Source organism: Mycobacterium sp. 050272, assembly GCF_039023525.1.
GTDB lineage: Bacteria > Actinomycetota > Actinomycetes > Mycobacteriales > Mycobacteriaceae > Mycobacterium.
The window spans coordinates 19,968-39,465 of the sequence record NZ_JBCHKV010000017.1 but is presented as its reverse complement, the minus strand read 5'-3'; the positions used below and the strand labels follow the sequence as shown (position 1 = coordinate 39,465).

Here is a 19,498-nt window from a genome sequence, read left to right as displayed (position 1 = left end):
GCTCCAGGGGCCGCCGCCGGGCCCCCGTGGCAGCATTGAGGTCGATGAGTACGCGTCGCGACCTTCCCGAGTCGCCCTACCTGGCTGCCGTCACCGGCCGCAAACCCAGCCGGGTGCCGGTGTGGTTCATGCGGCAGGCCGGGCGTTCGCTGCCCGAATACCGCGCGCTGCGTCAACACCACAGCATGCTGGCGGCGTGCCTGCAGCCCGAGGTGGTCTGCGAGATCACCCTGCAGCCGATCCGCCGTCACGACGTCGATGCGGCGATCTTGTTCTCCGACATCGTGGTTCCGCTGCGCGCCGCGGGCATCGAGTTGGACATCGTCGCAGACGTCGGCCCGGTGATCGCACACCCGATCCGCACCGATGCCGATATCCAGGCGATGAAACCGCTTGAGCCGCAAGCGATTCAGCCGGTCTGTCAGGCGGTTTCGCTGCTGGTCGACGCGCTGGGCGCGGTGCCGCTGATCGGTTTCGCCGGTGCGCCCTTCACGCTGGCGTCCTATCTGGTCGAGGGCGGGCCGAGCCGTAATCACGCCCGCACCAAGGCGCTGATGCTGGCCGAGCCGGCCAGCTGGCACGCGCTGATGTCGAAGCTCACCGATCTCACCGTGGAATTCCTGCGCGGCCAGATCGGTGCCGGGGTGGACGCCATCCAGCTGTTCGACTCGTGGGCGGGAACGTTGTCGCTGGCCGACTACCGCCAATACGTGCTGCCGCACAGCAGCCGGGTGTTCGCGACCCTGGCCGAATACGGCGTGCCGATGACGCACTTCGGGGTCGGGACGGCCGAACTGCTGGGCGCGATGGGGGAAGCGGGCCCGACGGTCGTCGGTGTCGATTGGCGCACCTCACTCACCGACGCCGCGGCCCGGGTGCGGCCGGGCACGGTGCTGCAGGGCAACCTCGACCCGGTGGTGCTGCTGGCGGGCTGGCCGGTGGTGGAACGCGCGGCGCGCGGGGTCGTCGACGATGGCCGTCGCGCGGTCGACGCCGGGGCCGGCGGCCATGTCTTCAATCTCGGTCACGGAGTGCTGCCCGAGACCGACCCGGGCGTGCTGACCGATCTGGTGTCGCTGGTCCACTCGCTATGACCCCGCGGTCGTATTGTGTTGTGGGCGGCGGAATTTCCGGCCTGACCGCGGCCTATCGGCTGCGGATGGCGGCGGGCGACGACGCGGACATCACGCTGTTCGATCCGGGCGATCGGCTCGGCGGGATCTTGCGCACCGAGCAGCTCGGCGGGCGACCGATGGATCTGGGTGCCGAGGCGTTCGTGCTGCGCCGGCCCGAGATGCCGGCACTGCTGGCCGAGCTGGGCCTTTCTGATCGTCAGCTCGGCACTACCGGTGCCCGGCCGTTGATCTACAGCCAGCGACAGCTGCACCCGCTGCCGGCGGGCACGGTGGTCGGGATTCCCTCCTCGGCCGCGTCGGTGGCTGGACTGGTCGACGACGCCACCGTCGCGCGCATCGACGCCGAACCTGGCCGGCCACTGGATTGGCAGCCCGGAAGCGACCCGGCCGCAGCGGAATTGGTCGGCGACCGGTTCGGCGAGCAGACCGTGGCGCGGTCCGTCGACCCGCTGCTGAGCGGGGTGTACGCCGGCTCGGCGGCCACCATTGGGCTGCGCGCCGCCGCCCCCAGCGTGGCGGCGGCATTGGACCGCGGCGCCACCAGCTTGACCGAGGCGGTACGACAGGGGTTGCCGCCGGCCACGGGTGCGCCCGTGTTCGGCGCGCTGGCCGGCGGCTATCAGGTGCTGCTCGACGAGCTAGTCGCCCGCGCCCGGCCGCGGTGGGTTCGCGCCGCGGTGGACCGGCTGGAGCGTGCCGGACAGGGCTGGACGCTGCGCGACGACACCGGAGCCGCCTGGGCTGCCGACGCGGTGATCCTGGCGGTTCCCGCGCCGCGGCTGGCGCGCCTGATCGACGGCGTGGCACCGGCGACGCACGCCGCCGCGCGCCGCATCACCAGCGCGTCGGCGGTGGTGGTGGCACTCGCCGTGCCCGCAGACACGGCCTTCCCGGAGTGCTCCGGTGTGCTGGCCGCCAGCGGTGAGCAGTTGCGGGCCAAGGCGATCACCCTGTCGTCGCGCAAATGGGGTATCGAAGGTGACCTGCAATTCCTGCGGATGTCGTTCGGGCGTTTCGGCGACCGGCTGGCGGCCACCGCCTCCGACGAGGAGCTGCGGGCCTGGGCGGTCGACGACCTTTTCGCCGTGTTCGGGCTGGCCGTCGAGCCGGTGGAGGCCCGCGTCCAGCGGTGGATCGAGGCGATGCCGCAGTACGGGCCGGGTCATGCCGAGGTGGTCGCGCAGCTGCGAGCCGGGCTGCCGGAGACGTTGGCCGTGGCGGGCAGCTATCTGGACGGGATCGGGGTGCCGGCCTGTATCGGTGCGGCCGGCAAGGCCGTCGAGCGTGTGATCAGGGCCACCGAGCCCTCGAATCCGGAAGTGGCACGATAGGTCTCATGGCCAAGATCGACTTTGACGCCCTCAACTCCACGATTCGCTACCTGATGTTCTCGGTGTACTCGGTGGAGCCCGGCGAGCTCGGGGCGGAGCGAAGCGATGCAAGGGCACAAGTAATCGACGACGCCACCCGGTTTTTCAAGCAGCAGGAGGAACGCGGCGTCGTGGTGCGCGGCCTCTACGACATCGCGGGTCTGCGGGCCGACGCCGACTTCATGATCTGGACGCACGCCGAGCGCGTCGAGGCGCTGCAAGCCACCTACTCCGACTTCCGCCGTACCACCACCCTGGGCCAGGTCAGCGCGCCGGTGTGGAGCAGCGTGGCGCTGCACCGGCCGGCGGAGTTCAACAAGAGCCACATCCCGGCGTTCCTGGCCGGCGAGGAACCCGGCGCCTACATCTGCGTGTATCCGTTCGTGCGGTCCTACGAGTGGTACCTGCTGCCCGACGAGGAACGCCGCCGCATGCTGGCCGAACACGGCATGGCCGCACGCGAGTACAAGGACGTCCGCGCCAACACCGTTCCGGCGTTCGCGCTCGGTGACTACGAATGGATCCTGGCCTTCGAGGCACCCGAACTGCACCGCATCGTCGACCTGATGCGCGAACTGCGTGCCACCGACGCCCGCCGGCACACCCGCGAGGAGACGCCGTTCTTCACCGGGCCGCGGGTGTCCATCGAGCAGCTGGTGAACGCACTGCCCTGACGGGCGATCCGAAGCGAAAGGGGAGATATGACGACCGATTTCGACCCGAGCGATCCCACCCGTTTCGAAGAGATGTACCGCGACGAGCGAACGTCGCACGGCCTGCCCACCGCGACACCGTGGGACATCGGCGGCCCGCAGCCGGTGGTTCAGCAGCTGGTCGCGCTGGGCGCGATCAAGGGTGAGGTGCTCGATCCGGGCACCGGGCCGGGCCACCACGCGATCTACTACGCGTCCAAGGGCTACGCGGCGACCGGCATCGACGGGTCGGCCAGCGCTCTGGAGCGGGCCCGTGAAAACGCCCAAAAGGCCGGTTTGACAGTCAATTTCGAGTTGGCCGATGCCACCAAGCTAGAAGGGCTGGAGAACCGCTTCGACACCGTGGTCGACTGCGCTTTCTACCACACCTTCAGCAGCGAGCCCGAGCTCGCGCAGACGTACGCGCACGCGCTGCGGCGGGCCACCAAGCCGGGCGCGCGGCTCTATATGTTCGAATTCGGCGCGCACGACGTCAACGGGTTCACCATGATGCGCTCGTTGTCCGAGAAGGACTTTCGTGATGTGCTTCCGGTCGCCGGCTGGGAGATCACCTACCTGGGCACCACCACCTACCAGGTCAACGTCAGCGCCGAGAGCATCGAGATGATGGCCAAGCGCAACCCGGAGATGGCCGAGCACGCCGAGGACATGCTGAAGCGCTACCGCGCGATGGAGCCCTGGCTGAAGGGCGGCCGGGTACACGCTCCGTTCTGGGAAGTCCACGCGACGCGGGTGGACTGACGGGTAATCAGGGCCCGGTCGGTACCAGGCGCAGCGAGATCGAGTTGATGCAGTAGCGCTGGTCCGTCGGCGTCGGGTAACCCTCACCGGCGAAGACGTGACCGAGGTGGCTGTGGCAGTTCGCGCAGAGCACCTCGGTGCGCGTCGTGCCCATCGAATGGTCTGGCCGCAGGATCACCGCATCCGAATTAGCCGGATCGAAGAACGACGGCCAGCCGCAGTGCGAGTCGAATTTCTCCGTGCTGCGGAACAACTCCGCCCCGCAGGCCCGGCACTCGTAGACGCCCTCCGTTTTGGTGTCGGTGTACTCACCGACGAACGGGCGCTCGGTGCCGGCGCGACGCAGCACCGCAAACTCCTCGGGGGTCAGTTTCTTGCGCCACTCGTCGTCGGTCAGCTGCAATTTGGGCTGCGACACGTCGGAAGTCATGTCTCCTACGCTAGCGCTAATGCAGGTGACCCGCCGCGCCCGGCTGCGCCGCGCTTGCGATCGCCGCGTCGTGCTCGCCCTCGGACGCCAGCCAGGTGGGATCGATGCCGTCGTCCAGCCGGTTCTCGGCCTTGGCGTCCAAGTAGCGGAAGTACAGCACCGTGAACGCCACGATCAGCAGTAACGACCAGCCGTAGGTGATCTTCAGGTAGTGCAGCGCGCGGCCGTACCGCATGTACTTGTAGATCAGCCAGTCGTCCAGCGCCATGAAGCCGTAGATCCCGAGCCAGGCCGGCCAATTGCGGATCAGCGAGTTCTGCAGCACCACCGTCATCAGGAACGGGAACAGCATCATCGAGTAGTAGCCCTGGGCCAGCGGCAGCACCAGCCAGGAGCACAGCAGCAGCACACCCGACGAGCTGGTGAACCAGAACAGCGGGTCTCGGGTGCGGTAGTAGCGGTACAGCAGCCACAGCGCGCCGATTGTCAGCAGGACGAACAGAATTCGCATGAACACGATCAGCCAGGTGGGCAGGCCGAAGTACACGCCGTTGCCCTCGATCGAGCTGTTGAAGTAGTCCCGGGTGCCGCCGATGTACGGCAGCGTTTTGGTGACGAAGTCCATCGGATCGGCGACCAACGGCCACGCGATGGCGTTGACGACGACCGGAACCACGGCCGCGGGCACCAGCGTCCGCCACTGGCGGTTTAGCAGCGGCAACAACAGCAGCGGGGCCAGCACGGGTTTGAGCGTGAGTGTCAGTCCGATGACCAGGCCGGCCCACCATTGGTGGGCGACCTTCCCGTCCAGCAGCCAGCGCAGGAAGAGCACCTCCGCCAGCAGGACGCAGCCGTTGATATTCGTGAACACCAGCGTGCTGGTCACGCTCTCGGTGCAGAACATGGCCAGCAGCAGCGCGGGCGCCGCCACCGAGGACAGCGTGAATTTGAACAGGCGAAGCAGCAGGTACCAGGCGATCAGGATCGCGATGGTGTTGATCAGGATGAACAGGTAGCGCGACGGGTTGAAGGACAGGTATCCGAACGGTGCCATCAACATCGTGCCGCCCGGTGGGTACAGGTAGTGCGGGTCGACGTAGTCGAAGTGCTCGTTGTAGATGTCCCAGCCGTTGCGGAAGTTCAACACCGCCCGGTACACCGGCTTGAAGTCGTCGGTGATATTGCCGTTGAGGGTGAGCACGATGCTGCGGTGCAATACCGACATGATGGCCACCGGCCACAGGACGGACCGCAGAATCGCCGCGGTACTGGGGGGCCCGGAGCGGGGACGGAAGGCGGCCAGCACCCAGTCGCGCAGGCCGGTCCGAGTCGAGTCAGCTGCCGTCACCAGCGCACCGTACACCGCGGCGCGGAGCCGTCAGCTCAGGCGGGACAGTATGTGTCGGTTCCGGGCAGCTTGCCGCTGTTGAGATAGCCGACCAACGGCGGGATCGCGCAGGGCGTGTAGATGCTCGCCCCGTGGCCGATGCCCTGCCACATCACCCGCCGGCTGGCCGCGCCCGCGTTGATGATCGTGGCCGCCGTCTGGGCCACGCCTTCGGAGCCGACGATCGGGTCGTTCTGCACGCCCAGCAACACGACGTCGATCTTGAGTTGCTTCGGCGGTGCCGGCGGCGAGATCGTGGGCCAGTGCACGCACTTGACCAGGTTGAGCGCGGCGACCGCGCCGAACTGCGGATAGAGCTTGCCCCAGGCCACCACGAGTTCACGGACCCGATCCGGGGTCGGACGGTTGATCGCGTCGCTGCAGGAGCTGACGAACTGGCCGTCGGTGTCCTGGGTGGCGTCGGCGTGGGTGATCAGGCTGGTCAGCTGACTGGTGTCGCCGGAGCGGGCCGCGGCCAGCGCGTTGGCCAGGCTCGTCGTGGCGTTGACGCGGCCGCCGGATGGGAAACCCAGCGCGACGGTGATCGCGTTGACGACCTCGGCCAGCGAGGCGCCGCCGGGGCCCCGGCCGGCCCGGGCATCGGCCAGCAGCCCGCTGACCGCGCCTTTGGGATCGGGACCCAGCGCGCAGTTCACCGCGATGCATTGCGAGGCGAACGCGTCGAGCGCGGCCTGCTGGCCCTTGACCTGCTGCTCGGCCGCCGTTTCGGCGTTGACGCCCAACGCAACTGGCGAGTCGAGAATCAGCCGGGCGACCTTGTCGGGGCGCGACGACGCGTAGGTCAGCGCGACCTGGGCGCCGTTGCCGATGCCGAGCAACGCGACCGCCGGCACGTCCCAGAGGCTACGCAGACGTTCGATGTCCGAGGCGGCGTGCGAGTTGTCGTAGGCGGTGTCGCCCGGCGCAATCGCGTCGGTGCAACTCGTCGTCGCATTGTTGGAGATGTCCGACAGATTGGCGACCGGGTCGTCGCCGCTCTGGAATTGCGTCTGATCACGCATCGCCTGACGGTCGGCGCGATCCCGGCAATCGATCGGGGCCGACATGCCGATGCCGCGGCGGTCCACGGCGACGATCGGGTGGGCCTGCAGCAGATCGTTGCCCGACCGGGCGAGCCACACCGGCAACTGCGCCGACGACGGCAGGTCGGAGCCCGTCGTGAAGACCACCGGGCCGGCGTCTGTCGGGGTCTGCGGCGACCGGGCCCGCACCACGCCGACGGAGACCGTCCCCGATCCGCCGTTGACCGGATCGAGATCGGCGTCGTAGTTCGCGCAGTCCAGCCGCACGCCGGCCGGGGCGTTGCGCACGCCGGCGTCGTTGAACACCTTCGACGTGCAGTCGCGCCAGGACAAGTCGTTCTTGGGGGCGGCGATCGGCGGCGGACCGGCCGGCGGCGGCTTCGTCGTGGCGGCGCCCTGTGGCCGGGCACCGGAGTTGGTGGCGAAGCGCGGGTCGGCGGCCAGGCCCGGAACGCACGCGGTCAGCAGCACGGTGACCGCGACCAGGGTGGTAACGGACCTGACTTGCCGACTCATGCCGACCACAGTAGCCATGCCGCGCGGTTTCGCCCGGCTAAGCCCGCACGTAGCGCGTGTACAGGTAGCCAGCGTCGTCGCGCAGGATGTGGGTGCAGCCCATCTTGGTCAGCGCCTGACCGGGACCCGTCGCGATGCGCCGGGCCGGCCCGCCGACGACAAACGGCGCGATCGTCAGGCACAGCTCGTCGAGCAGATCTCGTTGCATCAAGGCGCCCAGCAGCATCGGCCCGCCTTCGGTCAGCACGCGACGCATTCCGCGGGCCCGCAGGATCGCCAGCAGCGCGCCCTCGTCGACCTTGTCGGGATCGGGTCCCGAGCAGTCGATCACCTCGGCCAGGTCGCCCAGGCAGCGGCGGGTCTCGTCGGCCGCGGCCGTGCAGGTGAGCACCAGCGGCGGCACCTCGGTGCGGGTGAACACACCCATCTCCCGCTCCAGGCGGCCGGATTTGGTGACGATGGCCAATTGCGGCACTTCGGTTTGCCCGCGGGCCTGCCGGCGTTGGCGCTCGGCGATGCCCGCGTGCGCGCCGGAATAGCCCTCGATCCGCACGGTGCCCGCGCCGACGACGATGACGTCGGCGAGTTCGCGCAGCAGGAAGAAGATCAGCCGGTCACCGGGCCCGGCCATCGCGCCGCTCTTGCCCTCGGCGGTGGCGCCGCCGTCGATGCTGGTGATGAAATTCGCCCGTACCCAGGTCTGGTCGCCGTCCGGGTAGGCGTAGAGGCGGGGGAGTTCGCCGTCGTCAAGGTCGCGCCCCGATCCGAGCAGGGTTAACGAGATGTCGGCGGCTCTGCCGGTGCCTGACTCGGGCATGAGGACGATTGCAGCACGCCGCTAGAGTTTTCGCATGCACGGGTCCACGTCCGCGGATGGTTTCGCGCGGGTGGACCACCTGGTGGACCGGCATCCGAGCGTGTCGCCGCAACGGCTGATCGCCCAATTGCGGCCGCCGCCAACGTTCGCCGACGTCAGCTTCGGGACCTATCGCCCGGATCCGGCGGAGCCGAGCCAGGCCGCCGCCCTGGTGGCGTGCCAGGACTTCTGCCGCGAGGCCGTCCAGCGGCGTGCGGGCCGGCGAAAGCTGTTCGGCAAACGGGCGGTGCTGCCCGGCGTGGGCATCTACCTGGACGGCGGATTCGGGGTCGGCAAGACGCACCTGCTGGCCTCGGCCTACTACGAACTGCCGGGGCCGGGGATGCCGCAGCATCCCAAGGCATTCGCGACGTTCGGCGAGCTGACCCAGCTGGCCGGGGTGTTCGGGTTTCGTGAATGCATCGACCTGCTGGCCGACTACACCGCGGTGTGCATCGACGAATTCGAACTCGACGATCCCGGCAACACCACGCTGATCTCGCGGCTGCTGGCGTCGCTGGTCGAGCGGGGAGTGTCGGTGGCCGCCACCTCCAACACGCTGCCCGAGCAGCTGGGGGAGGGCCGCTTCGCCGCTCAGGATTTTCTGCGCGAAATCAACACGCTGGCAAGCATTTTCACCACCGTGCGGATCGAGGGTCCGGACTATCGGCACCGCGGCCTGCCGCCCGCGCCGCGGCCCCTGTCCGACGACGAGGTCGTTGCCCGGGCCGCCGGCGTGACCGGGGCGACCCTGGACGACTTCGATTCTCTGTGTGCGCATTTGGCGACCATGCACCCTTCGCGCTACCTGACCCTGATCGAGGGTGTGACGGTGGTGTTCCTGACCGGCGTGCACGGCATCGACGACCAGAACGTGGCGCTGCGACTGGTGTCGCTGACCGATCGCCTGTACGACGCCGGGATTCCGGTGGTGGCCTCCGGCGCGAAACTGGACACCGTCTTCAGTGCGGAGATGCTGGCCGGTGGCTACCGAAAGAAGTACTTGCGGGCTACCTCTCGCCTGTTGGCGCTGACGGCCGCGGCTACCCAACCTCGCGGATCATGACGTAGTCGTTTTCCAGGTGATCGCCGACTTGAAACGTCCTTCTGCCGTTGATCTTGAATCCGCTTTTGGTGTAAAAGCGTTGTGCGCGTTGATTTGCCTTGCTGACGCCCAGCCATACGCAGCGCACGTCCCAGTCGGCCGTGACCGCCAGCGCGCTTTCCATCAGTGCCGCCGACGCCCCGCTGCCGTGGTAGTCGGGCAGCACATACAACTTGGATAGCTCTGCGGCCGGGCGGATTTCGACAGCCTGCTGGACGCCGGGGTGGTTGGAGACGCCGTGCACAACCATGGCGTAGCCGATGATCCGGTTGTCGCGCCGCGCGATCAGAATGGCCCGTTGCGGGTCATCGAGATAGTCGCGGAAGCGGGCGGGTGACAGGTTGGCGTCGATGAAGGACGCGATGTTCTCGGGTGTTGCCGTGGGCGGGCACGCCAACGGAAAGGTAAGGGCCGCAACGTTAGCGAGCTCTGTGACATCGACGGAATCCGTCGCGGCGCGCTGGACGGCTAGCGTCAGAGGTTCCACTGGGCGAGGTGCTTGCCGGTCTTGCGGTCCAGCAGCACGACGTTGGAGACGGGATCGCGGTAGGCGTCCCAATACACCCCGCCGCGCACGATCGCGCCGTTCGGCGCGTTGGTGAGCACGTTGTCCAAAGCGTCGGGTGCGTCGGAGGCGCGCGGCTTGTAGGCGTCAGCGAACGGCGTCACCCCGTCGAAGCTGAACGCGGTCGCCATGATGAACGGGTTGGGCACCTGGATCGCGCGGACCGTCACGTCGGCGCGGTTAGGGGTGCTGCCGGGGAAGCTTTTGATCGGAACGCCGCTGCGGGTGTAGCCGAACCCGGGCGGCGGATCGCAGGGCGTCACGCTGCTGACGGTGACGTCGGCGATGTAGGTGCCGGTGTCCACCCGCAGGGTATCGCCGATGTGGCCGATCGGCGCGTCCTGCGCCCACGCCCGCCCGGCGGCAACGCCGGCCGTACTCGCGGCGGCGATGAGCAAGGTTGACAGGACGATCAGCCAGCGGCGCATCTTCGAATAATGGCACATCGACTCCGCCCGACGGGAGGGGTTCGCATGCCCGGTCAGCCGTGTTGACCAGGGCTAGGGTCGGTCGCGGCCGCGGGATGCGAATTTGCCGCTGGTCTGCGACGATCATGGAGCTATGAGACGCCTCCTGTTGCTGGTAAGCGCCGTCGCCATGGTCGGCACGGCTGCCCCGGCGTACGCCGACGCCATGGATGACCAATTCCTCGCCGCGCTGACGGCGTCCGGCGTGACCTTCCCGGACCCGGGCCGGGCGATCGCGGCCGGCAAGTGGGTGTGCCAGGCGGTCGGCCAGGGCACGCAGATGGTGGACGTCGTCAAGACCGTCGAAGACCGCAACCCCGGACTGCGCGAGGAGAACGCGGCGAAGTTCGCGGCGATTGCGGCCACGGCCTATTGCCCCGCGTCGCTGCCGCACACCACCTCGACCACCGCTCCGCAATAACGACGCGCTAATCCTCGTCGGGAGCCTCGGCCGTGGGCCTTGCCGCGCGACCCCGCCCGGGCGCCCGGCCCAGTTCCAGCGGCCCCATCCCGGCCACGGTGCGTGGGGGAGTCGTCGCGCTGCGGCGCCTGCGCCAATGGCCGGCGCGTGAGACGCGAAAGTCGGCCGCCCATCTCCACTCGTAGGTGTGCGCCGTGCCCAGGTTCGACGCCAACGCGGCCATCCGCAGGTCGGCGTTCTCGGTCGACATCCACGAGGCGATGACCCAGACATTGTCGATCTCGTCTTCGGAAATCTCGAAATTCCAAGACATTTCGGCGTCCTCGCAACCCATCGACGGACGTGTCTCGGGCTTGGGCGTCGACACGTCGAACGCCGTGCCGTCTGCTTCCAGATCGAGGCCCACCTCGTAGCGCACGGTGGGTCCGACCATGCGCAGGCTCACTTGCAGACGGGCGATGTTCTTTCGGCGCGGGGTGAGCCGATCGACGACCAGCACGACTCCTTTAGCACCCGACCGTCGGCGGCGGGCCCGCAGTTGATTCCACGTGAAGAACAGCCCGACCACCGCGATGATGCCGACAAAGACGTCGAGAACGATCAAGATGGCAGCCACGTCGTCCTAGCCAACACCATCCAGGCTCGGCTCGCCCGGGCGACTAGGCGGGATGCGTGTTCCCGGCAACTCTGGGAGGATTCGGAAGTTATGAGACGTCTCGTGATGCTGCTCAGCGTCGCTTTCACGATTGTCCTGGCGGTTCCGGCGCACGCCGACCCCAGCCCGAGTCCCAGCCCCGAACCGGATCCGGCCGCTGATGCCAACTTCCTCAAGGAGCTCAAAGACGCCGGGCTCACCTTCCAGGACCCGGCTGCGGCGATATCGGCCGGCAAGACCGTGTGCGCGCTGGTGGACGCGGGACATTCGGACCAGGAAATCGTCAACAATCTCCAGCTGCGCAATCCGGGATTCGCCGACAATGGCGCGGCCAAGTTCACGGCCATCGCCGCCGGTTCGTATTGCCCGCATTACCTGACCGGCGAGGGTCGCGGACCCAAGCCTGAGGGCACTCCCTAGCCAGGCCTGGCGCGAGCCGCAATACGCTTGGGCCATGCCCGTAGATCCGGGCCCGCTGACCTGGGGCGCCCTGGTCCAGACCTGGTGTCTGGACCCCACCTCCGCGATCGTGATCCTGTTGGTCGCGGCCAGCTATGCGTGGTGCTACCGGACGGCCCGCGGCGGTACCCGATCCGTCGCGCAGGCCGGATGCTTCGCCGTCGGCATTGCCGCCTGGGCCCTGGCGACCGTCGGCGCGATCGGCAGCTATGCGTACATCCTGTTCTGGATGCGCGCGCTGCAGGTACTGCTGTTGCTATATGTGGTGCCGTTCTTCCTCGCGCAAGGCAAACCGGTCACCGTCCTGCGGGACGCGGCGGGGCCGGGCGGCCGCGAGCGCATCGACCGGCTGCTCGGCACCCGCTGGGCTCGAGCGCTGGTGCATCCGTTGACGACGTCGCTGGCGATGCTGGCCACGCCGTGGCTGCTCTACCTGACGCCGTGGTACACGGCGGCTCTGCGAAACCAATGGATTGGCGCGCCTACTCGAATAGTGTTGGTAATCATAGGGTTTGGTTACTTTTACGCGCGGCTGCAGGCGGATCCCGTGCCACGCAGGTACCCGCAGCTGATCTCATTGCTGATCTCGGTCGGCGAGACCCTGGGCGATGGACTGCTAGGGCTGGTCATCTGGCAGGGCTCGTTGATCGCCGCGGCGTACTACTCGGAGTTGCATCGCTCGTGGGGGCCGGATCAGCGGCTCGACCAGACCATCGGTGCCGGCGTGCTGTGGATTCTCGGCGACGTCGTCGGGTTGCCGTTCGTGCTGCTGTTGATGCGGGCGTTGTCACGCGACGAACGCGCGCACGCCGTCCAGGTCGATGCCGAGTTGGACCGCACCGACGCCGTCGAGAGCGAACCCGCCGCTGCCTCGGGGCTGTGGTGGGAGAACGACCCGCAAATGCGCGAACGGTTCCGCCGGGGCTGAGCTGGTCTGAAGCCGTCCAGCGTCGTTCACCTTCCCGCAATGCCGCCGGCGCCTTCGTGGTAGCGCTGCGCGCCGGGGTGTGGTTTGTTAATCAGCAAACTCATCCAGGATCCGCTATGTTGCGCGAGACGCTAGCAAATCGGGACGACAGTCAAGGGAGCCTATCGTGAAGAAGGTATCGGTGGCGGCAGCCGGTCTGGCGGCAACCACTTTGGTGGTCGGCGTAGCGGTCACGGGGTGCGGCAGCGACAAGTCGTCCAGCCCCTCGTCGTCGTCCAAATCGTCGACGACGAGTTCGTCCGCGACGTCCTCGTCGTCGGCCGCTCCGACTTCGACCAGCGGTGCCGCGCAGCCGTCGGACTACAGCAACCTGCTGATCAAGCCCACCGACATCGTGGTGCCGGGCGACAGCTTCAGCGGGCCCAAAACGCGGCAGCTGACCGACCCGGCGCCGGGCATCGAGGGTGTGTTCACCAACCAGGCCGGTTCGCGCAGCATCGTCGACTCGCTGCTGGTCTACCCCGACCCCGCCGCGGCGGACAAGGACCGCGATCCACTCACCAAGTCCTACACCGATCCGCAGAACGGTGCGATCAAGGGTGCAACGCCGGCGCCGGTCGACGTGGGCGTCGGCGGCACGATCATTTCCGGACCCGCGGCAGACGGCGCCAAGACCAAGACCTCGGTGATCTTCGGCGAAGGCAAGGTCGTCGCCCTGATCGAGTTCGAGAGCGCGCCCAACGACCCGGTGCCGCCGGAAATCGCACTCGACGTGGCGCGCAAGCAGGACGCGGCCATCAAGGCCGGGCTTGCCGGCTGAACACCGAAATATACTGCGGCGCAGTTTAAGTCAGCAGCAGTGCTCGCCGCGCCAGGCGGTGCGGCCCTCCCGGACCGCCACGGCGGCGATCACCAATGCCACCAGCGGGTCTGCCCACGCCCAGCCGAACAGGTAGTTCAGCAGCAGCCCTACCAGCAGCACGCCGGACAGGTAGGTGCACAGCAGGGTCTGATTCGAATCGGCGACCGCGCTCGCCGAACCCAGCTCGCGCCCGGCGCGGCGCTGCGCGTACGACAGCAGCGGCATGACCACCAGCGAAACGGCCGCCAAAATGATTCCGGCAGTTGAGGATCCGGCGGCCTCGCCGCCGGCCAGGGACCGGATGGATTCGACCGTCACGTAAATCGCCAGGGCGAAGAATGACAGCGCGATAATCCGCAACGCCGCGCGTTCGCGGGCCTCGGGATCGTGACCGGAGAACTGCCAATAGACCGCGGCGGCCGAGGAGACCTCGATGACCGAGTCCAGCCCGAACCCGATCAGCGCGGCCGACGACGCCACCACCCCGGCCGAGAGCGCGACGATCGCCTCGACGATGTTGTAGCTGATCGTCGCCGTGACCAGCAGCCGCACCCGTCGCGACAACACGCCGCGCCGTTGCGGCTCAACAAGATTCGCGGTCTCGGCGGCGCAGCACCCGGCATTGCAGCCGTCGGCCTCCGGCGCCGAGAGCGGCAACATGGGCCCGGCCGGGCGCGGGACATCCCCATCGGTCATCGCGGCGCACCGGTCTTGGCGGGCGCGGGCTCGTCGAGGCACGGCTGGTCGGTGTCGACGGCGAGCACCACCTGAACCAGCTCGCGCAGCGCGCGGGCCAGGTGCGCATCGGCCAACGCGTAGCGGACCTGCCGTCCCTCGTAACTGGCCACCACCAAGCCGCACCCACGCAGGCACGACAGGTGATTGGACACGTTCGACCGGGTCAGGCCGAGCTGGGACGCCAATTCGCCGGGGTAGCACACGCCGTCGAGCAGCGCCACCAGAATTCGGCAACGCGTCGGATCAGCCAGCGCCCGCCCCAACCGGGCCAGCGCCGATTCCCGCGCCTCACACGTCAGCATTCGCAGAACAATACAGCCGCGGCTGTATTGACGCTAGCGTCCCGCGCGCGCTGCCTCCTCCAGGAGATCGGCCGCGCGGCCGATGCTTTCGGCCGGCGTGGCCATCAGGGCCGCAATCGCACGGGCGCGGGTGGCGTACTCCGGAGCCAGGATGCAGCGCAGTGCCTCGACCAGCGAATCCAGCGTGGTCGTCCGAAATTCCCCGCCGGAGCCGACTTTCAGTCGTTGCACGGTCTCGGCCCAGACCTGTTGATCGTCGACCCCGAGCCCGAGGATCAACGCCGGGACTCCGGCCCGCATGCCCGCTGCCGTGGTGCCGGCGCCGCCGTGGTGCACGATCGCGCGGCACGCCGGGAAGATGGTCGCATGGTTCACCTCGCCGACGACTTTGACGTGGTCGAAGTGCGCAACGGCGGTGAAGTCATTGGGGCCACTGCAAATCAGCGCCCGCTCGCCCAGCCGTGCGCAGGCCTCGGCGATCACCGCGACCGTGTCGGCCGAGGCGACCCGCACACCGCTGCCGAAGCCGAAGTAGATAGGGGGCGTCGCGGCCTCGATCCACGCCAGCGCCTCGCCGTCGGCATCCGCCGGCAATTCCAAAGTCAACGCGCCGACGAAGGGACGACGCAGACCCTGTTGAGCCCACTGCGCGGCCAGCCCGGAGAAGCAGAGCTTGTCGTAGGCCTGGATCTCCAGCGCGATCGATCCTGGGGCCTGTGTTAGGCCCAGTTCGGCGCGCTGAGCGGCTTCGGCCTCGGCCGCCAGGCCGGCCAGCATGTCATTGGTCTGCGCCGCGCCGTCGGGGAAGAAGTGCAGCGCGGCCTGCGCAATGCCGTAATACTGCGCGACATTGGCGGCCAGCCCCTGCTCGCTCTTGCCCGTCAGCACCAAGTCGGCCCCCTTCGCGAGCGCCAGCAGCGACGCGGCCCACTGCGTCCAGGCCGCTCGGATCTGATCCGTGACCGCAGCCATCATGATGATCGGGTTCTGCAGGGTCGTGTGCGAAAAGTCCTTGTGCTGCGGCGGATCCGGCCCGAACGCGCCGGCGGCGAGCCCCGCCGACTCCACGAAGCCGATCATGTTGGGCGTGACCGCCATCGACACGTCGTGACCCCGACGCAGCAGCTCCCTGCCGACGGCCGCGAAGGGCTCGATGTCGCCGCGGCTGCCGTAGCCGGCGAGCGCAAATTTCACAGGGCGACCTCACTCGCGCAAATACCTACACGTCGACCGTCCGACCCTGGCGGTCGTGGCGCTCGGGCGCAACCCGGGACGGCAACGGCCCGATGCACCCACGCATTCTTAGCATTTTCACATTTTTCTGCGCCGAACGCCCCCTTTGTGTCGTCACGTCCGGGCGGTTGCAGTAACTTCGGTGCGATCATGGAAGCTCTCTTGCTGGCGCTCGCCGGTCTGGCTTTCCTCGACTCGCTGAATGTCCTCAACGTGGGCGTTGTCTCAGCCGTCGTCTACGCCAGCCGACTCGATCGCCGCTCACCGATCCCCGGCGGCATGAGTTTTATCGCCGGGTTGTTCGCGATCACCACGACGTTCGGCGTCTGCACGGTACTCGGACTTGGCATCTTGAAGCACTCGGTCGACTTCAAAATCACTCCGGCGCTTCACTTTTGGGGCCAGTTGGTGCTAGGCGTGGTGCTGATGTGTCTGGCCTACTTTCCGTTGACCGCGCAGACCTCGGCGCCGGGCTGGGCGCTGGCGGCCATGCGGCAGCGCCCGTGGCTGCTCGGCATTCTCGGCGCCGCGGTCGGCATCGGGCAGGCGCCGACCTCGATTCCCTACATCACCGGGCTGGCCATGCTCGCGGCGCTGCATCCCCGGCCGGCCGCGTGGCCACTGCTGGTGTACGCCTACTGGATGCTGGCACTCACGCCGTCGCTGGTGATCCTGTTTCTTGCCACTCGCAAGACCAAGCGGGCCGTCCGGATACAGCGGGGGATTGTGCGCGGCCTGACTCGCTACGGTCCGATCTCGGTGCGCATATTATTTCTGGTCGTCGGTGTCGGACTCGTGGCGGATGCTTTGCTGTTCCGCAACGTCCTGTGGTGAGGCTAGCTTGAGCGATGGGGATACGGGCATTGAGGTAAACCAGGCGACGTCCCGGCCGATACGGATTCTGACCATCGGGAACGCCCCGGCTGGACCCAACAGCCGCGGCGGCATGGCGACGATGATGCGCCTGCTAATCGAGGACAGCGACCCACGGTTTCGCGTTCGCATGATATCCACCTACAACGACGCATCGCTGCCGGTGCGGCTGTGGACCGGCATCACGGGCATGCTCTGGGCGTCGGTCCTGCTGTTGTTCGGCTTGGTCGACGTCTTCCATGTGCACTATTCCTGGCGCGGCAGCATTGTGCGTAAGGCCGTACCGCTTTTCGTCGCTCGCCTGCGCGGTGTGCCGACCATCGTCCACGGCCACACCACGCAGTTCTTCCCCTGGCTCGCGGAGCTGCCGCGGCCGTTGAAGCACGCCGTACGCCTGGCCTTGCGTGCTGACTATTCGGCGGTGCTCGGCCAATTCCACGTGAAGGAGTCGTGTGCGAGCCTGGGCTTCGATGAATCCCGTACCCGAGTGCTGTACAACCCAGTGGTCGTGCCCGCTGTTGCCCCCTCGCCGCGGACCGCGCAACCATTGCGGGCGGTGGCGTTGGGCAAGCTGGGCGAAAACAAAGGCACCTACGACCTAGTTCGTGCTATTGGCATGCTGCCCAACGAGATTCGTGCCAACTTGCGAGTTACCTTGGCCGGTGACGGCGAAGTGGTGCAGGTGCGCGACATCGTTGCCGCCGACGGACTAGGTGACACCGTCGATGTCGTCGGTTGGGTTGGGCCCGAGGAGCGGGACCGGCTGCTAGCCGAGTCGGCGATCTTTTTGTTGCCCAGCTACAGCGAGGGCCTGCCGATGGCAGTGCTCGAGGCGATGGCCACCGGCGTGGTGGTGGTGACCACCGCGGTGGGCGCGATACCCGAGGTGGTGACCGACGGGGTGAGTGGTGTGCTGATCGAGCCTGGCAAGCCCGAGCAGCTGGCGGCAGCGCTGCAGTCCCTGATCGTCGACGTCGAGCTGCGCAATCGACTCGCGGCGGCGGCATATCAGCGCGCCAGCGAGTTCGACGTCGCTCATTGGCGGGACGCGTTGCACGAGTTGTGGCTTGCCGCCGCGTCGATCCGGCGTCCGGAGGTGAGTTGCTAGCGGCCGGGCAGGCCGCGCGACACCATCAGCCGGAAGTAGTTGAAAGACGTGTCGCTGCCCACCGGTAGCCGCGGCAGGGCCATGGGATCGCAGCAGCGGTCGGCGAATCCGTACCTGGTCGACAACGCCCAGCGCACGCCGCGGCCGCGCAGCACCTCCTGGGCGCGCGCGTCGAAATCCTGCAGCCGCCCATTGGGATAGGCGAAAACCTTTGGTGCCCGGCCCGTCTCACGTTCGAGCGTGGTGCACGAATCGGTGATCTCTTGGGTGACCTTGTCGTCGGTGCAGCGGGAAAGGATCGGGTGTGACACCGTGTGCGGGTATAGCGTCACCAGGCCGTCGCTGGCCATGTCGCGTGCTTCGTCCCAGGACAACATGCGGAACGGGCCGCCGTCGCCGCCGTCGCCCAAGGCGTCCAGAACCTCGCCGAGCACCGTGATCCGATCCGCATCGGGCAAGTCTTTCATCCGCGCCGCCGCCGACGCGTACACCTTGCCGCGGTTGGCTTCCCCTACGAGCGAACAAATGCCCAATCCCAATGCCGTTAGGTCGACGTCAATCGCGGCAGTGCCGGCGATCGCCAGCCAAAGCCGGTCGGGCCAAAGGGTCTCGCCGCTGTCCATCGGGCCGGTCGCAAGGAACACCGCGGCGGGCAGCCCCAGCTCGCGCAGCACCGGGACCGCGTGCGTGGCGAGGTTGCGGGTGCCGTCGTCGAAGGTGATCGCCATTGCGCGCGGCGGCAACGTTGCCGCCGCAAGCCGATTCAGGGCGTCCTCGAGTGGCAGGACGTTGAAGTGCTCGCGGATGTACTCGAGTTGTCTCCGGTATGTCGCCGCATCGAGCACATGCCAGCAGGCAGGCGACAGTGCTTGGTCCTCCACGCCGTGAAACATCACGATCCCCAACACATCGCGGTGTCGTCGCCTTGCAAGCGCCGGAACACCGACGGCGCAGAGCAGTCGGGCCGCCATGTTTTTGACTGTCACACGGGCCGCGGGTGAGATGAGGTGGCTCAGTTGTGTCATCAACAGGGGAACTCTAGCGATCCCGGCCGATCCGGCGCGGCAACTCGTGCCATGTTTTGCTAAGCCCTGCCGTGAGTACCGCCGTTTGCCTATAGTTCACCTGAAAGTTCGGGGGTGATCCTATGCTCGGTTCCATGAAAACAGCACTCGCGGCGTCTTTCATCGCCCTGCCCGCACTGCTGTGTTCAGTGCCGGCAGTCGCCAACGCCGACCCGGAAAACACTGCCGAGTACATCAGCTACCTGGACCAGAACAACATCCACTACTCCAGCCACGAGACGATCGTCCACATCGGAACGAATCTGTGCAACGAGCTGCGCAACAACATCCTCCCGCCGGATCAGGCCCTGCAGCGTATCCAGAACATGGGTTACAGCCAGCAGCAGACCAAGCAGATCGCGTTCGCCGCGGTCGAGGCCTTCTGCCCGGACATGGATATCGACGCCCAGAAGGCGCCCAAGTCCTAGACCGGCAACACCCGGTTCGGGATCGTTTTTCGCATTTCGTTTCGCATGCCGTCGCTTTTGGTGACGCTGATGTTATGTGCTTGAAAGTTTGCTGTGCG

Annotated in this window: 23 protein-coding genes; 12 read left to right on the top strand and 11 right to left on the bottom strand. The window is 67.6% G+C overall.

What is annotated here, in order from left to right:
• The first annotated feature begins 44 nt into the window (after nt 1-44).
• From hemE to AAHS21_RS25415, 4 genes are read left to right on the top strand one after another with little or no spacing between them, the layout of a single operon-like run.
• Nucleotides 45-1,094, top strand: coding sequence for a uroporphyrinogen decarboxylase (hemE, locus tag AAHS21_RS25430; RefSeq protein ID WP_342930303.1), 1,050 nt, complete (start codon nt 45-47; stop codon nt 1,092-1,094).
• Complete coding sequence (locus AAHS21_RS25425) at nt 1,091-2,467, top strand: protoporphyrinogen oxidase (protein ID WP_342930302.1); 1,377 nt, start codon at nt 1,091-1,093, stop codon at nt 2,465-2,467. Before hemE ends, AAHS21_RS25425 begins: the two co-directional genes overlap by 4 nt.
• 5 nt (nt 2,468-2,472) lie before the next feature.
• On the top strand, nt 2,473-3,180 hold the full coding sequence (gene hemQ, locus AAHS21_RS25420; RefSeq protein WP_342930301.1) for a hydrogen peroxide-dependent heme synthase: 708 nt from the start codon (nt 2,473-2,475) through the stop codon (nt 3,178-3,180).
• 27 nt (nt 3,181-3,207) lie between these two features.
• Entirely contained in the window at nt 3,208-3,960 is a 753-nt protein-coding gene (locus tag AAHS21_RS25415; protein WP_342930300.1) for a methyltransferase domain-containing protein, read from the top strand.
• Between the two features lie 7 nt (nt 3,961-3,967).
• Here AAHS21_RS25415 and msrB read toward each other — a convergent pair whose 3' ends face one another.
• From msrB to AAHS21_RS25395, 4 genes are read right to left on the bottom strand one after another with little or no spacing between them, the layout of a single operon-like run.
• A complete protein-coding gene (gene msrB / locus AAHS21_RS25410) occupies nt 3,968-4,378 on the bottom strand; it encodes a peptide-methionine (R)-S-oxide reductase MsrB (protein ID WP_342930394.1) in 411 nt (136 codons plus the stop codon).
• Between the two features lie 28 nt (nt 4,379-4,406).
• Nucleotides 4,407-5,753, bottom strand: a complete 1,347-nt coding sequence (gene aftC, locus AAHS21_RS25405; protein ID WP_342930299.1) for an arabinofuranan 3-O-arabinosyltransferase — start codon at nt 5,751-5,753, stop codon at nt 4,407-4,409.
• A gap of 20 nt (nt 5,754-5,773) precedes the next feature.
• Nucleotides 5,774-7,354 carry an alpha/beta hydrolase gene (locus AAHS21_RS25400; RefSeq protein ID WP_342930298.1) on the bottom strand — a complete coding sequence of 527 codons (1,581 nt, stop codon included), beginning with the start codon at nt 7,352-7,354 and terminating at the stop codon, nt 5,774-5,776.
• A 19-nt stretch (nt 7,355-7,373) separates the two neighbouring features.
• Nucleotides 7,374-8,153 carry a pyrimidine reductase family protein gene (locus AAHS21_RS25395; protein WP_342930297.1) on the bottom strand — a complete coding sequence of 260 codons (780 nt, stop codon included), beginning with the start codon at nt 8,151-8,153 and terminating at the stop codon, nt 7,374-7,376.
• Nucleotides 8,154-8,187: 34 nt separating this feature from the next.
• Between AAHS21_RS25395 and zapE the strand changes: the two genes are divergently transcribed.
• Entirely contained in the window at nt 8,188-9,258 is a 1,071-nt protein-coding gene (gene zapE / locus AAHS21_RS25390; RefSeq protein ID WP_342930296.1) for a cell division protein ZapE, read from the top strand.
• Here the strand turns inward: zapE and AAHS21_RS25385 are convergent.
• Together AAHS21_RS25385 and AAHS21_RS25380 are read right to left on the bottom strand one after the other, a co-directional pair.
• Nucleotides 9,236-9,784: a GNAT family N-acetyltransferase gene (locus AAHS21_RS25385; protein ID WP_342930295.1), complete on the bottom strand. Its 549-nt coding sequence runs from the start codon at nt 9,782-9,784 to the stop codon at nt 9,236-9,238. The genes zapE and AAHS21_RS25385 overlap by 23 nt on opposite strands.
• Nucleotides 9,772-10,290 carry a hypothetical protein gene (locus AAHS21_RS25380; RefSeq protein ID WP_096291019.1) on the bottom strand — a complete coding sequence of 173 codons (519 nt, stop codon included), beginning with the start codon at nt 10,288-10,290 and terminating at the stop codon, nt 9,772-9,774. The genes AAHS21_RS25385 and AAHS21_RS25380 overlap by 13 nt, the downstream gene beginning before the upstream one ends.
• 133 nt (nt 10,291-10,423) lie before the next feature.
• Here AAHS21_RS25380 and AAHS21_RS25375 point away from each other — a divergent pair, with 133 nt between their 5' ends.
• A complete protein-coding gene (locus tag AAHS21_RS25375) occupies nt 10,424-10,750 on the top strand; it encodes a DUF732 domain-containing protein (protein WP_342930294.1) in 327 nt (108 codons plus the stop codon).
• A gap of 7 nt (nt 10,751-10,757) precedes the next feature.
• Here the strand turns inward: AAHS21_RS25375 and AAHS21_RS25370 are convergent, their stop codons facing one another.
• Nucleotides 10,758-11,366 (bottom strand): hypothetical protein, encoded by a 609-nt coding sequence (locus AAHS21_RS25370; RefSeq protein ID WP_342930293.1) that lies wholly within the window; start codon nt 11,364-11,366, stop codon nt 10,758-10,760.
• Nucleotides 11,367-11,456: 90 nt separating this feature from the next.
• Between AAHS21_RS25370 and AAHS21_RS25365 the strand changes: the two genes are divergently transcribed.
• From AAHS21_RS25365 to AAHS21_RS25355, 3 genes are all read left to right on the top strand, one after another.
• Nucleotides 11,457-11,825, top strand: a complete 369-nt coding sequence (locus AAHS21_RS25365) for a DUF732 domain-containing protein (protein WP_096286456.1) — start codon at nt 11,457-11,459, stop codon at nt 11,823-11,825.
• 34 nt (nt 11,826-11,859) lie between these two features.
• Nucleotides 11,860-12,792 (top strand): cytochrome c oxidase assembly protein, encoded by a 933-nt coding sequence (locus tag AAHS21_RS25360; RefSeq protein WP_342930292.1) that lies wholly within the window; start codon nt 11,860-11,862, stop codon nt 12,790-12,792.
• Between the two features lie 166 nt (nt 12,793-12,958).
• Nucleotides 12,959-13,612, top strand: a complete 654-nt coding sequence (locus AAHS21_RS25355; protein WP_342930291.1) for a hypothetical protein — start codon at nt 12,959-12,961, stop codon at nt 13,610-13,612.
• A gap of 30 nt (nt 13,613-13,642) precedes the next feature.
• On the opposite strand, the gene AAHS21_RS25350 is transcribed toward AAHS21_RS25355, so the two are convergent.
• The 3 genes from AAHS21_RS25350 to AAHS21_RS25340 are packed head-to-tail and all read right to left on the bottom strand — an operon-like array spanning nt 13,643 to nt 15,888.
• A complete protein-coding gene (locus AAHS21_RS25350) occupies nt 13,643-14,350 on the bottom strand; it encodes a cation transporter (RefSeq protein ID WP_342930290.1) in 708 nt (235 codons plus the stop codon).
• Nucleotides 14,347-14,694: a metalloregulator ArsR/SmtB family transcription factor gene (locus AAHS21_RS25345; protein WP_342930289.1), complete on the bottom strand. Its 348-nt coding sequence runs from the start codon at nt 14,692-14,694 to the stop codon at nt 14,347-14,349. Before AAHS21_RS25345 ends, AAHS21_RS25350 begins: the two co-directional genes overlap by 4 nt.
• Before the next feature lie 33 nt (nt 14,695-14,727).
• A complete protein-coding gene (locus AAHS21_RS25340; RefSeq protein ID WP_342930288.1) occupies nt 14,728-15,888 on the bottom strand; it encodes a glycosyltransferase in 1,161 nt (386 codons plus the stop codon).
• Between the two features lie 189 nt (nt 15,889-16,077).
• On the opposite strand from AAHS21_RS25340, the gene AAHS21_RS25335 reads away from it, so the two are divergent.
• A complete protein-coding gene (locus AAHS21_RS25335; protein ID WP_342930287.1) occupies nt 16,078-16,761 on the top strand; it encodes a GAP family protein in 684 nt (227 codons plus the stop codon).
• A 169-nt stretch (nt 16,762-16,930) separates the two neighbouring features.
• Nucleotides 16,931-17,908 carry a glycosyltransferase family 4 protein gene (locus tag AAHS21_RS25330; protein ID WP_342930286.1) on the top strand — a complete coding sequence of 326 codons (978 nt, stop codon included), beginning with the start codon at nt 16,931-16,933 and terminating at the stop codon, nt 17,906-17,908.
• On the opposite strand, the gene AAHS21_RS25325 is transcribed toward AAHS21_RS25330, so the two are convergent.
• Nucleotides 17,905-18,933 carry a polysaccharide deacetylase family protein gene (locus AAHS21_RS25325; protein WP_342930285.1) on the bottom strand — a complete coding sequence of 343 codons (1,029 nt, stop codon included), beginning with the start codon at nt 18,931-18,933 and terminating at the stop codon, nt 17,905-17,907. The genes AAHS21_RS25330 and AAHS21_RS25325 overlap by 4 nt on opposite strands.
• A gap of 134 nt (nt 18,934-19,067) precedes the next feature.
• Between AAHS21_RS25325 and AAHS21_RS25320 the strand changes: the two genes are divergently transcribed.
• Nucleotides 19,068-19,400, top strand: coding sequence for a DUF732 domain-containing protein (locus AAHS21_RS25320; RefSeq protein WP_342930284.1), 333 nt, complete (start codon nt 19,068-19,070; stop codon nt 19,398-19,400).
• The last annotated feature ends 98 nt before the right edge of the window (nt 19,401-19,498 follow it).